The sequence below is a fragment of the Cecembia sp. genome, assembly GCF_007126775.1.
In the GTDB taxonomy this organism is placed as follows: Bacteria; Bacteroidota; Bacteroidia; order Cytophagales; family Cyclobacteriaceae; genus Cecembia.
Genome location: NZ_SLAP01000038.1, coordinates 1 through 12,733, shown reverse-complemented (window position 1 = coordinate 12,733; position 12,733 = coordinate 1). Strand labels below are relative to the sequence as shown.

Below are 12,733 nucleotides of genomic sequence, written 5' to 3'. Positions count from 1 at the left end.
TATTATTGCCTAAAATTAAATTGCTGCAGCGCCAATCGGGTTCGGTTCCTTGCATTTCTACGTATTACACTGGAGGATATACCCACACCAAGGTCAACTACAAATAATGGCAAAATAAAATTGCTGGGTACTGAAGACTGAAATTGCGGTGAAACTACATAAGTAATAAAAACGAGGTTAGATGCAAAACTTACCACATCCAAAGCAATACTCCAATTCTGGGATCTTTCTGCGCTTTCAAGGTAAGATTGCAGCTCTGGAAAATCCCGCTTGATCTGATTTAGCCTTTGCTTGGTCATAAGATTAGGACCATCGTAAATATCAACCCTTTGTCCGAAAAAATTCTGCCTAACGTCCATTTTCAAATAGGGGCCAACTATATCGTCCTGTCGAATTAAATAGTTGTGATTTTCAACCAAACCATTGATCTCCCTTACCCCTTGCCTTTTCATATTGGAACCAATCCCGGAAATGACTCCACCTCCTAAACTTAAAATCAGAAAATTGGGCAAAACCCGTGGGTTACTTGGAACATTATCGATATTTGAAAAGAAATAAGCCAAACCTCCTAAACTTACAGCCATACCACCAAAATACAGGGCATTCCCAGTTACAATTCGGGAGTTTACTTGTCCAAATTTATTAGCATCCCCTGGCATAATCTCCATGTAAGCCCTAACCTCTGAGGACTTAATTTTTTCCCCTTCAATAAAATAAACTGGGGTACCGAAAAAGTTTTCTTTCAAGGAGATGATAGGATATTCTGCATACTTGTTTTCAGAAAAGTATCCTTGATTTTGCGCAAAGCCGATGATGGAGAAAAAGAAAAACAAAAATCCAAAAAAACCTAACTTTTTAATCATAATTAAATCCATTTAAGATGAAAGGAACTAAATTAATAAAAACATCGGTATTACCTATGATTTAAGCTTCTTTATTTCACTAAAACCAATAAAATATGCTTGCTTTATGAAAATTTGAAGGAATTTGACTTCTGTTCAGCTTTTCTTTTGGCATACTTTTTATAGCTTTATGAAATTATTTTGACCGAACATGAAAAAAATATCGTTTTTTGCTTTTTTAAGCTTCGTTTTGACCTTTAACAATGGTTTTGGCCAAGGTGCCTATATCCCTTTCAATAGAGATTATTACCATCTGATCGAACGCTACGAAATATTACAAGGTGCTAATAATACCAATTTCCATACTGGTTTTAAGCCTTACAGGAGAGATCATGTCGCAGCATTTTTAGATTCAATCGCCTATTCCGGTGTCATAAGATCAAGAGCTGACCGCTTCAATCTTGCCTATTTGGGAAATGACAACTGGGAATTTATGGAGAATGAACCCAATGATTCAAAAAATCCCCTTTTCAAAAAGCTCTACAAAAAACCCTCAGATTTTTACCATCACAGAGATGATGTTTTCGATATCCATATCAATCCTGTGCTTTATCTAGCGGCTGGTAGGGAACAGGACGTAGACCGCTTTAGGCTGAGAAACAGCAGGGGCATAGAAGTACGGGGTAGCATTGACAGAAAAGTGGCTTTCTATACATACATGACTACTACCCAAACCATCTTCCCTTCTTGGGTAAAAGACTATATTGAACATAGCGGCGCTGTACCAGGGGAAGGTTTTTGGAAAAGGTTTGAAGGGGAAGGATATGGTTACTTCTCAGCAATGGGACATGTAAGCTTTAACCTTACCAAGCACATTCATGCCCAAGTGGGTCATGACCGAAATTTTGTTGGAGAAGGCTATCGCTCTATGATTTTATCTGATTTTTCCAATCCCTACCTATTTGCCAAAATCAATACAAAAATCTGGAAATTTAACCTGACCAATGTATGGGCACAGATGACAGCAGATGTTATTTATGATGCGCAAGGAAGACCTACAGATGGGCGGTACCCGCAAAAATGGTTTTCATTTCACCGACTGGGAACCAATATTGGGAAAAAGTTGAATATAGGTGTATTTGAGTCGGTAATGATGAACCAATTTAACTGGAATTATTTTAATCCTATCATTTTCTACAGATGGGTAGAACACCAACTGGGAACTCCTGATAAAATTATGTTGGGCATGGATGCCAAATGGAACCTAAGCCCTGGAATGCAATTTTATGGGCAGTTTGCGTTGGATGAGTTTGTATTTGGTGAGTTTTTCGGAATAGATGGAAGTCAATCCCTAAGGAATAAATACGGCTTACAGGCTGGATATAAGTACATTGATGTTTTCAATATTTCCAACCTTGATCTTCAATTGGAATACAATCAAGCAAGGCCTTATACTTACCAGGAAAAATTTGAATTCCAGTCCTTCAGCAATTACAGGACACCACTCACTCATCCTCTTGGTGCTAATTTCAGAGAAGTTATAGGCATTGTCAGGTACCAGCCAACACCAAGGCTTTTTGCCAGTTTTACCGGGATGTTCCAATATTTTGGAGATGACCCCACAGAAGATGTAAATTTTGGAAAAGATGTTCTTAAAAACAGGTCCAATCCCAATACGGGAATCGGTTTATTTGGAAACAGGATTGGCCAAGGAGTAGAAAATCAAATTATCATGGGCAGCTTGAACATGAGTTACATGATCAAGCAAAATGTATTCTTGGACTTAACACACACATACAGAAGAAGAACGGCCCAGGACCTAAATGCTCCTGTTATCAATCAATTTACCCAAGCAGGGATACGGGTCAATATGATCAGGAACGATTTTAATTTTTGAGGGATTAATTCCGTAACTTGCGGACTTAATTGCAGTCTTATTCATGAATACCTACCTCAGGATACTTTCCTTTGCAAGACCATTTAGACGTTATTTCCCCATATATGTGGTTTATACCCTGCTGTCCATAATCTTTGGTCTGCTCAATTTCACCTTACTCAAGCCGCTTTTCGATGTCATTTTTGAGCAGGTGGATCCTTCTGAATTAAATCAATACTTAGAGAAACCTACTTTTAGCCTTACCATTGATTATTTTCTTCATTTATTCAACCATTACTTCTTACAGGTAGCTGATACCTATGGTAAATTTGGAACATTATTATATGTATGTATCATCATAATAATTACTGTATTCCTTTCCAACCTGTTTACTTATTTATCAGGGGTAGTACTCGCAAAGGTCCGTGCAGAAATCATCAAAAAAATGCGGATGAATATTTTTGAGCAGGTAAGTCAGATGCACATTGGTTATTTTTCTAATGAAAGAAAAGGCGACCTGATGTCAAAAATGACCAATGATATCCAAGAGGTAGAAAATAGTATTGTACAATCGCTGCGTGTTATTTTTAGGGAGCCTGCTACGATTATCCTTTATTTTGCCGTTTTATTTTTCATGTCTGTGAAGCTTACACTATTTACCATATTGATCATCCCCATTTCAGGAGCAGTTATTGGAGGGATCACAAAAAGACTCAAGAAAAAAGCCATTGCAAGTCAGGAGTCTCTAGGCAGAATAGTCAATATTCTGGATGAATCCATAGGCGGTATGCGGGTTATCAAAGCCTTTGGTGCAGAAAAATTTATGCGTTCCAAATTTGATCAGGAAACAGATTATTACGCTGAAATGAATGTTTCCATGGCCAGAAAAAATGAACTCGCATCTCCTGCCTCTCAATTTTTGGGAGTGATTGTAGTAGCTGGCATTCTCTTGTATGGCGGCTCCTTGGTTTTGAGCAATAATTCCAACCTTGGAGCCTCCGATTTCATCACTTATATTATCATATTTACCCAAGTACTTAACCCTGCTAAAGAAATTTCCCGGGCTGCAAGCAGCATCCAAAGAGGGCTTGCATCTGCAGACAGGATATTTGAAGTGGTGGATACACCCAGCGCAATTCAAAATAGTTCAAACCCAATTTCTGTTGAGAAATTTGAAGAATGTATCCATTATAAAAATGTCAGCTTTGGTTACGATAAGGAAAAAGTACTGAAAGATGTAGAATTTACACTTACCAAAGGAAAAACCATTGCTTTGGTAGGCCCTTCTGGGGGAGGAAAATCGACAATAGCAGACCTGCTTCCAAGGTTTTATGATCCCACTGAAGGGAAAATTACTTTGGATGGTAAGGATATAAAAGAAATCAAATTAGGGGATTTGAGAAAAATGATGGGTATTGTCACCCAGGAGTCCATACTTTTTAACGGTACTGTTTTTGAAAACATCGCTTTTGGTTTGGAAGGGGTCTCTGAAGATGAGGTCATGCACGCTGCAAAGATTGCTAATGCACATGAGTTTATCGTCCAATTGGACAGCGGATACCATTCCAATATTGGAGAGCGGGGTTCTAAGCTTTCCGGTGGCCAGCGGCAACGCTTAAGCATTGCCAGGGCAGTTCTCAAAAACCCTCCAATCCTGATCTTGGATGAAGCCACATCTGCGTTGGACTCCCAATCAGAAAAACTTGTGCAGGATGCACTTACCCAATTGATGGCCAACAGGACCACACTTGTCATTGCTCATAGATTAAGTACTATTCAGCATGCGGACGAAATTCTAGTTATTAAAAAAGGCAAAATTGTGCAAAGGGGTAATCATGAGCAGTTGATGGAAGAAGATGGGTTATATAGGAATCTTTCTAACATACAATCCGTTTAATTAGAATAATTCAAAAAGCAACCAAACCATGAAACAGTTCAATAAAATCACTCACCTACTCGTATTGCTGTTTTTTGCGATAAGTCTTGTATTCTTTCTTTCTTTTGACAGGCTAAAAAGTCTATTTAATGTAGAAAACCTCAATACTACAACAGTAATCTATTTCTTACTCACGGGTCTTGTCCTCTATTTATTGGCTTGGGGAGTTGAAAGCTTACATCTCAAAAATCTAAAGGAACAATTGGATAAAAAAGAAGTAGAAAAGAAAGAATTGAAAGCCAGAATGTATGATTTGGAACAAGGGATCAAACTCAAGAATATTGAACAAAAAATTGATCAAAAAGAAGCTGATAAAGAAAACTCCGTAATCCGTCCAAGACAAAACTTTAAGTAAAAAGGGTAATTAGTTTATAAAATTCTTATATTAGGAAACCGCTTTTCGGTTTCCTTTTTTTGTTTCAAGTCTAATTTTGAAATATGGTAGCAAAAACTTTTGGGAGTGCGGTTTCTGGAGTAGATGCCAAACTCATCACCATCGAGGTTAATGTAGGTCAGGGGACCAGTTTTTATATGGTTGGACTACCCGATAGTGCCGTGAAAGAAAGTCAGCAAAGGGTGGAATCTGCGCTAAAATATTTTGGGTACCGCATGCCCCGACAAAAGGTAGTGATCAACTTGGCTCCGGCGGACATAAGAAAAGAAGGCTCTTCTTATGACCTGACCATCGCATTGGGCATCCTCAAGGCCTCTGAACAGGTGGCGTTTCCTGAGCTTGAAAAATATATCATTATGGGCGAACTTTCACTTGATGGACAGTTAAGGCCGGTAAAGGGAGTATTACCCATCGCGATTGAAGCGCGTAAAAAAGGTTTCAAGGGATTTATTTTACCCAAAGAAAATGCCTCGGAAGCCTCAATAGTCAATAACTTGGATATCATAGGAGTAGAAACTTTGGGAGAGGCGATCAACTTTATGGAAGGTGAACTTGAAATTACACCTTTGGTAACTGATACCAGGGACTTGTTTTTCAACTCTATGGAGAAAAATGACTTTGACTTTGCTGATGTTCAAGGACAGGAAAATATAAAAAGGGCCATGGAAATTGCTGCAGCTGGAGGGCATAATGTCATCATGATAGGTCCGCCCGGAGCAGGAAAAACCATGCTGGCAAAAAGATTGCCCTCTATTCTTCCTCCCCTTACCCTTCAAGAGGCCTTAGAAACTACCAAAATTCATTCTGTTGCGGGAAAACTCAGCAGAAATGCCTCCCTTATAGCGCAACGGCCCTTCAGGTCACCTCATCATACCATTTCAGATGTGGCATTGGTCGGAGGGGGAGGCAATCCTCAGCCCGGAGAGATTTCGCTTTCTCATAATGGTGTACTGTTTTTGGACGAATTGCCTGAATTTAAAAGGACGGTACTTGAAGTGATGAGACAGCCACTGGAAGAAAGGAAAGTCACTATCTCAAGAGCAAAAATATCTGTAGATTACCCTGCCAATTTTATGCTGATTGCCAGTATGAATCCTTGTCCCTGTGGGTATTACAATCATCCTGAAAAGGAATGCGTCTGCGGCCCGGGAATTGTACAACGCTACCTGAACAAGGTCAGCGGCCCATTGTTAGACAGAATAGATTTGCATGTAGAAGTCACTCCAGTGAAATTTGACGAGATGACCTCCACAAGAAAAACCGAGTCGAGCAATGCAATTCGCGAAAGGGTTATTCAAGGTAGGGAAGCTCAGGTACAACGGTTCAGCGGCAACCCTGAAATCTACTGCAATGCCATGATGCCCTCCCATATGGTAAAAGAGGTCTGCAGTATCAATGAAGCTGGAAAACTCCTCTTAAAAACTGCTATGGAAAGATTAGGGCTTTCAGCAAGAGCCTATGATAGAATTCTGAAAGTATCCAGAACCATAGCTGATCTTTCCCAATCAGCAGATATCAAAGTAGAACACCTTGCAGAAGCCATTCAGTACAGAAGCTTGGATAGAGAAGGTTGGGCAGGATAAATATACTGCGAATACCTCTTAAAGGTCAAAATATACCTTTAATAAAAGAAAACAGCCGCTATTTCTTTTTATGGAAAAATTTTCTGTTCTTCCAAAAAAGAAATACTAAGTAGAAAAGTTGCTTATTTAGTTTACCGCCTTAAAGAGGCAAACACCCAAAAAAACCAAATAATTGAAAGGCTGTTAACAGACAGCCTTTCTGCTTTTTGTGCTATTGACCAAAAGCCAATCTCAAATCTTCTATTAAATCTTCTATATTTTCCAATCCAACCGAAACTCTCAATAAATTAGGTGGGGTGAGTGATTGAGGGCCTTCCACTGCAGCCCTTCTTTCTATAAGGCTTTCCACGCCGCCTAGGCTGGTAGCGTGGGTAAAGATCCGTAATTTGGAAATCAATTCATCTGCTTTATCTGCCCCTCCTTTCACGGTAAAGGAAAGCATTCCAGAGAAACCCGACATTTGTGATTTAGCGAGTTCATACCCTTCATGCGTTGGGAGCCCTGGATAATAAACCTTTCCAACTTGAGAATGGGTAGATAAAAATAAAGCAAGCGCAGAAGAATTATGATGGTGGGCACGCATTCTATAAGGCAGGGTCTTGATACTTCTGCACAGAAAATAACAATCGAAGGGCGAAGGAACCGCCCCACCTATATGTTGTATCATCTTTATTTTTTCCCATAATTCATCACTTTCTTTGGTAACCAATGCCCCGCCTAGAATATCACTATGCCCACCAAGAAACTTTGTCGTAGAGTGCATGACCAAGTCAGCACCCATCAAAATTGGGTTTTGGAAAATAGGGCTTGCAAAGGTATTGTCACATGCAACCTTGAGACCAAATTCTTTGGCCAAACCCACTATGCTACGGATATCTGATATCTTTAAGAGAGGATTGGAAGGGGTTTCAATCCAAATAAGGGCTGTATTGGATTTTACAGCTCCCCTTATCGCTTCCAGGTCTGTCATATCTACAAAGCTTGTTTCATGGATACCCCGGAATATTTCCATCAGCTGTTTCCTGATCCCATGATACATATCATCGGGTGCTATGATATGGCTACCGGGAGGAAGAGCTTGGTAAATGGCCATGGCGGCAGCATTGCCAGAAGAAAAGGCAGCAGCATCTTGGCCGCTTTCAAGTTTGGCCAAAACCTGCTCCAGTGCCAATCTATTTGGATTCTTTGCTCTGGTGTAGACCATAGAACCATCATGGTGTTCAAAAGTCGTGGAAGTCGTGATCGGCTGTATGGCCGGTCTGTTAGAATCAGTAATTATGGTTCCCGCATGTATAGCGATGGTCTCTACTCTCATGGCATCATTTTTTCTTGATTAAAATAAAAGCCAGTAGAAAAATCTACTGGCTCAATGGGTAATTCTTACCTGATCCGGTCCACAGACCTTACCAACATTTCGTCTTTTCTGATAAACCTATTGGCGAGCAGGTTCATGACCAAACCACCAAAAGTGGCCCAAAACCCTAAAACAAAGGCGCCATTTACATTGGGGTTGAAATATTCATTTGCTGAATGGGTAAACCATACCATAAGGCCAACAATGACCAGCATGACCAATGAATTGATCATATTGAGAAACATTTGTTTGGGTCTGTTTTTATATTGTAACAGACTGAAAATTGCCAAAGCAGCAGCAGCTATGGCCAATATTCCTATAAACATCTTATTCTCTTTTTCGATTACCTCATCACTTGCTATATCCTTTGTCACCAAACTCCATGCATCTAAAGTCATGATTTGTGTTTGATCAGGATTGACTTGATGCCAGATTGGGAAAACCAATACAAGCAACATAGCTACCGCCACCAAAAAAAGGAAAACTGTTTGAATTCTTTGTATCATAATTGAAGGAAATTTAGACAAAGAAAAAAGGTTAATTCTGTAATCGCAAGGTTTGGATGAACGGAGGCTAAATTTTGAAAGCGAATATTATCTTTGTGCATTGAAAATGGAGACCAACAGATACTTTCTTGAATTAGCTTACAAGGGTACATCTTATCATGGATGGCAATTACAAAAAAATGCCCATAGTGTGCAGGAGGAACTGGAAAATGCTTTATTCATACTATTAGGTGAAAAGACATCCATCACAGGCAGTGGAAGAACAGATGCCGGCGTTCATGCATCCCAACAATTTGCCCATTTTGATAGCAAAATCCTGATTGGGGAAGAAGCATTCCTCAAAAAACTTAATGGTATCTTACCAAAAGATATTGCTGCTTATTCAATAAAAAGAGTAAAATTTGATGCGCATACCCGATTTGATGCCATTTGGAGAAGCTATGTTTACCGTATCTGTCTCAGAAAAGATCCTTTTGAACTGGATGCCGCTTGGATCATGTTCAATAGTCCTAATATTGCTTTAATGAACCAAGCCGCTTCGCTGCTATTGTCTCATGAAGATTTTCAGTGCTTTTCCAAAGTCCATACTGATGTCAACAATTTTAATTGTAAAATAAAAACCGCTTACTGGGAACAAAATGGCTCACTTTTGTTATTTCATATAACTGCCAACCGTTTCCTAAGAGGAATGGTGAGGGCTATTGTGGGGACACTGGTGGAAGTAGGAACCGGGAAAATTGGAATAGAGGATTTCCAATCCATATTGGATAGTAGGAATAGAAAAGCCGCCAAGGCTTCTGCTCCGGCAAAAGGTTTATATTTGTGCAGGATAACGTATCCTGAGAACCTATACTTGTAAACAAGACAGCTCTTGAGCCTGGAAAAAGAAAACGTTCACAGTGGGGAGATCATAGACACCCAAGTACTGAAGAAGCTTTACAGATTTGTTAAGCCTTATCGTACCTATTTTTACTTTTTAGTTTTTTTAACCATTTCCTTGGCAATTTTAGCCCCTACAAGGCCTTATTTTATACAAGTAGCCATTGACGATTATATTGCATTGGGTGATGGGGAAGGATTGGTCAAAATCATCTACTTGTTGGTATTCCTTATGCTCTTACAAGCTGTGGTGCAGTTCGCTCACACGTACTTATCCGGATGGATAGGTCAGGTCATCATCAAAGACATACGGATCAAACTTTACCGCCATCTCTTAAAAATGCGCTTGAAATTTTTTGACAATACACCTATTGGAAGATTGGTTACCAGAAATATTTCGGATATAGAGACGTTGGCAGATGTTTTCAGTGAAGGATTGGCAGCGATTATCGGTGATCTTTTACAATTGATCACAATACTCACGGTCATGTTTTATATCGATTGGAAATTGACCTTGGTGAGTTTGTGTACGCTCCCTCTTCTGATCATATCCACTTATATATTTAAGGAAAAAATTAAGGTAGCCTTTAATGAGGTGAGAAATGCCGTATCTAACCTGAACTCTTTCCTTCAAGAGCATATTACCGGTATGAACATCGTACAGATTTTCAATAGAGAAGACCGGGAATTGGAAAAATTCAAAGAAATCAACAGAGAGCATAGAAAAGCACATGTCAAGTCCGTACTGTATTATTCCATTTATTTTCCAGTAGCAGAAATCATTCAAGCCATCGGTATAGGTTTGGTGGTTTGGTATGGGGCAACTGGGGTTTTTGATTCAGAGATCAAAGTCGGTGTATTGATATCTTTTATCATGTATTTACAGCTTTTTTTCAGGCCTATTCGGATGATAGCTGATCGTTTCAACACCTTACAACTGGGAGTAGTGAGTTCCTCCCGAATTTTCAAACTTTTAGAGAGTGAAGAACAAATCCCCAATGATGGGGCATTGAATCCCGAAAAAGTCAGGGGAAATATCTCCTTGGAAAAAGTATGGTTTGCATACAATGATGAAGAGTGGGTGCTAAAAGACATCAATTTTGAAGTAAAGCATGGGGAAACCATTGCCCTGGTGGGGGCAACCGGCGCAGGAAAATCCTCAATCATCAACCTTATCAGCAGGTTCTACGAAATCAATAAGGGAATAATCAGGTTAGATGGCACAGACATCAGGGATTATGAACTTGACACACTCAGAAAACACATTGGTGTGGTCCTGCAGGATGTTTTCCTTTTTTCTGATACCATTTATTACAACATTACACTGGGGAATCCGGACATAAGCAGGGAAGAGGTTATGCATGCAGCCAAATTGGTGGGAGCCAAGAAATTCATAGAGCGGCTTCCTGGAGGCTTGGACTATAATGTTAAAGAAAGGGGAGCGACACTTTCCGTGGGGCAAAGGCAGTTGATATCCTTTGTCAGGGCCATGGTTTATAATCCCGAAGTGATTATTTTAGATGAAGCCACTTCTTCTGTAGATACAGAAACAGAAGAGATGATCCAAAAAGCCATCGAAAAGATGATGAAAGGGAGGACCTCCATAGTAATTGCCCACAGATTATCTACAATACAAAAAGCGAATAAAATCATTGTGCTGCACCAAGGTGAGATCAAAGAGGTGGGCACCCATGAATTCTTATTGGAAAAAGGAGGATACTACGCACAATTGCATCAGATGCAGCTGAAATCTATGGCCATCTAAAAAAACTTTAATTTAAGCTTCCTTTTTTCAGGAATGTGCGCTAAAGAATTGGGAACAGGCCTTATTTTTGTGCCATAATAACCGAAAACTAAACCAAAAAAAGTGAAAAAAATTATCGTACTGCTATTGGCCTTCCTGCCAATAACCGCCATAGCGCAAGAGGACGGCATTGGTCTCAGACTTGGAGAACCCTTCTCAATAACATATAAAAAGTTTCTCGATGACAATTTTGCTATAGAGGGGTTGTTTGGAAGAGCTGGGGCAAACAGTGCCGCATATTATAGAAGATCCTTTGATAACAATAGGCCCAGTGCCAACGCTTTTTATGCAGGTCATAGCGTGGGTAATGTGCTTTCTTTTAACGTTAGGGGTATTTACCATGAAGACCTAAGTGATGAACTGAATATAGATATCGGTTATCTATTGGGATATGTAGGGCTAGGTGCACAATTGCGTTCGGCTAGGGTAGATTATGCTTTTACAGATTCTTCCATCAGTAGTCTAGTACTTCGGGACAATAGAAGGAATGTGGACTTTGGGCCTGAAATATTCGCAGGTGGAGAATATTACTTTGATGAATTGCCTATCAGCGTTTTTACTGAAATTGGCTTATTTGTAGAGCTACTTGACCGCTTTGGTCATCTAAGATTACAGGGTGCAATTGGTGTCAGGTATTTATTTTAGAGATGAAAAAGACAGCTATAGGCATTATTCTGATGTTTGTCCTGGGCGCAAGCCTTTATCTCTTTTATTTGTTAGGAGGATTTAATGAAATTCTTGTCTTTAAAAAGGACTATGGCAATATTGAACTGGTAGGAATACAATACAAAGGCACCCCACAGAATGATTTGCTCAGGCAGTCTTTTTTGGAAATGGAAAGACTTCAAAAATCACATGAGGGAGCAGTAATTCATACAATTTACCAAGTCGAGCCCGCAGGAAAGCTAGATACCTTGGAGGTATTCATAGGGATAGAGAAAAAATTCCTCTTTACGGCAGAAAAAGATAAGGCAATTTTGAGTTTAGATGCATCCAGTGCTGTGGTTGCAGAAATCAATGCCAACAGATGGGTGATGCCTGGACCTAAAAAGGTAAAAACAAAGATCAAAGATTTTGCAATAAAAAATCAACTTCCGGAGCCCAATTTATTTATCGACCAAATCCTTGGTCCTGAATCCATTAGGGTTATTGGCATTTATCAGCTTGATGAAGAATAATTTTTGGTATAATTTTGGATTGTAAAAAGAAAAAAGAAGAAATTCAACATTTAAAAGGTTTTCTTCGTTATTTATTTAATCTTTAATTTAGATTTGACATATGAACAGATCATTGTTAGTTTTCTTGCTTGGGATAATGGTGTTTTTCCAGGCTTGTGAAGGACCTCCGGGACCTCCAGGAATTCCAGGACCTCAAGGTCCTCAAGGGCAGGCTGGATTGGTCTTGCTAGGGGAAGTATTCGAGGCTGATGTCAATTTCACGCCACAAAATGATTATTTTGTAGATTTTGAATTCAATCCAGCAATTGAACCATCAGATGTTGTACTGGTCTATATTCAATGGGAAGCCATCAATGGCACATCAGTATGGAGGTTGTTGCC

Annotated in this window: 11 protein-coding genes and 1 pseudogene; 9 read left to right on the top strand and 3 right to left on the bottom strand. The window is 39.5% G+C overall.

From position 1 onward, the window contains the following. Positions 1 to 2: 2 nt before the first annotated feature. On the bottom strand, positions 3 to 863 hold the full coding sequence (locus tag QZT73_RS02820) for a hypothetical protein (protein ID WP_291786502.1): 861 nt from the start codon (positions 861 to 863) through the stop codon (positions 3 to 5). A 190-nt stretch (positions 864 to 1,053) separates the two neighbouring features. On the opposite strand from QZT73_RS02820, the gene QZT73_RS02815 reads away from it, so the two are divergent. The 4 genes from QZT73_RS02815 to QZT73_RS02800 all read left to right on the top strand — a co-directional run bounded on the left by QZT73_RS02815 (position 1,054) and on the right by QZT73_RS02800 (position 6,631). Beyond that, positions 1,054 to 2,739: a hypothetical protein gene (locus QZT73_RS02815; RefSeq protein ID WP_291786500.1), complete on the top strand. Its 1,686-nt coding sequence runs from the start codon at positions 1,054 to 1,056 to the stop codon at positions 2,737 to 2,739. A 43-nt stretch (positions 2,740 to 2,782) separates the two neighbouring features. Beyond that, positions 2,783 to 4,615 (top strand): ABC transporter ATP-binding protein, encoded by a 1,833-nt coding sequence (locus QZT73_RS02810; protein ID WP_291786498.1) that lies wholly within the window; start codon positions 2,783 to 2,785, stop codon positions 4,613 to 4,615. Positions 4,616 to 4,643: 28 nt separating this feature from the next. Continuing rightward, on the top strand, positions 4,644 to 5,009 hold the full coding sequence (locus QZT73_RS02805; protein WP_291779942.1) for a hypothetical protein: 366 nt from the start codon (positions 4,644 to 4,646) through the stop codon (positions 5,007 to 5,009). An 83-nt stretch (positions 5,010 to 5,092) separates the two neighbouring features. After that, on the top strand, positions 5,093 to 6,631 hold the full coding sequence (locus QZT73_RS02800; protein WP_291779945.1) for a YifB family Mg chelatase-like AAA ATPase: 1,539 nt from the start codon (positions 5,093 to 5,095) through the stop codon (positions 6,629 to 6,631). Positions 6,632 to 6,842: 211 nt separating this feature from the next. On the opposite strand, the gene QZT73_RS02795 is transcribed toward QZT73_RS02800, so the two are convergent. Next, positions 6,843 to 7,946, bottom strand: a complete 1,104-nt coding sequence (locus QZT73_RS02795) for an aminotransferase class I/II-fold pyridoxal phosphate-dependent enzyme (protein ID WP_291779948.1) — start codon at positions 7,944 to 7,946, stop codon at positions 6,843 to 6,845. A gap of 65 nt (positions 7,947 to 8,011) precedes the next feature. Then, entirely contained in the window at positions 8,012 to 8,491 is a 480-nt protein-coding gene (locus tag QZT73_RS02790; protein WP_291779951.1) for a DUF4293 domain-containing protein, read from the bottom strand. Positions 8,492 to 8,597: 106 nt separating this feature from the next. Between QZT73_RS02790 and truA the strand changes: the two genes are divergently transcribed. The 5 genes and pseudogenes from truA to QZT73_RS02765 all read left to right on the top strand — a co-directional run. Next, positions 8,598 to 9,350: a tRNA pseudouridine(38-40) synthase TruA gene (truA, locus tag QZT73_RS02785; RefSeq protein WP_291779954.1), complete on the top strand. Its 753-nt coding sequence runs from the start codon at positions 8,598 to 8,600 to the stop codon at positions 9,348 to 9,350. Positions 9,351 to 9,362: 12 nt separating this feature from the next. Continuing rightward, complete coding sequence (locus QZT73_RS02780) at positions 9,363 to 11,135, top strand: ABC transporter ATP-binding protein (RefSeq protein WP_291786496.1); 1,773 nt, start codon at positions 9,363 to 9,365, stop codon at positions 11,133 to 11,135. 102 nt (positions 11,136 to 11,237) lie between these two features. Then, positions 11,238 to 11,819: a hypothetical protein gene (locus QZT73_RS02775; RefSeq protein ID WP_291779959.1), complete on the top strand. Its 582-nt coding sequence runs from the start codon at positions 11,238 to 11,240 to the stop codon at positions 11,817 to 11,819. A gap of 2 nt (positions 11,820 to 11,821) precedes the next feature. Continuing rightward, positions 11,822 to 12,352, top strand: coding sequence for a hypothetical protein (locus QZT73_RS02770; RefSeq protein ID WP_291786493.1), 531 nt, complete (start codon positions 11,822 to 11,824; stop codon positions 12,350 to 12,352). 100 nt (positions 12,353 to 12,452) lie between these two features. After that, positions 12,453 to 12,733: pseudogene (locus QZT73_RS02765) on the top strand (hypothetical protein); the annotation flags it as partial.

What these genes read in the sequence shown, in the direction of transcription:
- QZT73_RS02820 (WP_291786502.1), bottom strand. Translation starts at nt 863, where the DNA reads ATGATTAAAAAGTTAGGTTTTTTTGGATTTTTGTTTTTCTTTTTCTCC.
- QZT73_RS02815 (WP_291786500.1), top strand. Translation starts at nt 1,054, where the DNA reads ATGAAAAAAATATCGTTTTTTGCTTTTTTAAGCTTCGTTTTGACCTTT.
- QZT73_RS02810 (WP_291786498.1), top strand. Translation starts at nt 2,783, where the DNA reads ATGAATACCTACCTCAGGATACTTTCCTTTGCAAGACCATTTAGACGT.
- QZT73_RS02805 (WP_291779942.1), top strand. Translation starts at nt 4,644, where the DNA reads ATGAAACAGTTCAATAAAATCACTCACCTACTCGTATTGCTGTTTTTT.
- QZT73_RS02800 (WP_291779945.1), top strand. Translation starts at nt 5,093, where the DNA reads ATGGTAGCAAAAACTTTTGGGAGTGCGGTTTCTGGAGTAGATGCCAAA.
- QZT73_RS02795 (WP_291779948.1), bottom strand. Translation starts at nt 7,946, where the DNA reads ATGAGAGTAGAGACCATCGCTATACATGCGGGAACCATAATTACTGAT.
- QZT73_RS02790 (WP_291779951.1), bottom strand. Translation starts at nt 8,491, where the DNA reads ATGATACAAAGAATTCAAACAGTTTTCCTTTTTTTGGTGGCGGTAGCT.
- truA (WP_291779954.1), top strand. Translation starts at nt 8,598, where the DNA reads ATGGAGACCAACAGATACTTTCTTGAATTAGCTTACAAGGGTACATCT.
- QZT73_RS02770 (WP_291786493.1), top strand. Translation starts at nt 11,822, where the DNA reads ATGAAAAAGACAGCTATAGGCATTATTCTGATGTTTGTCCTGGGCGCA.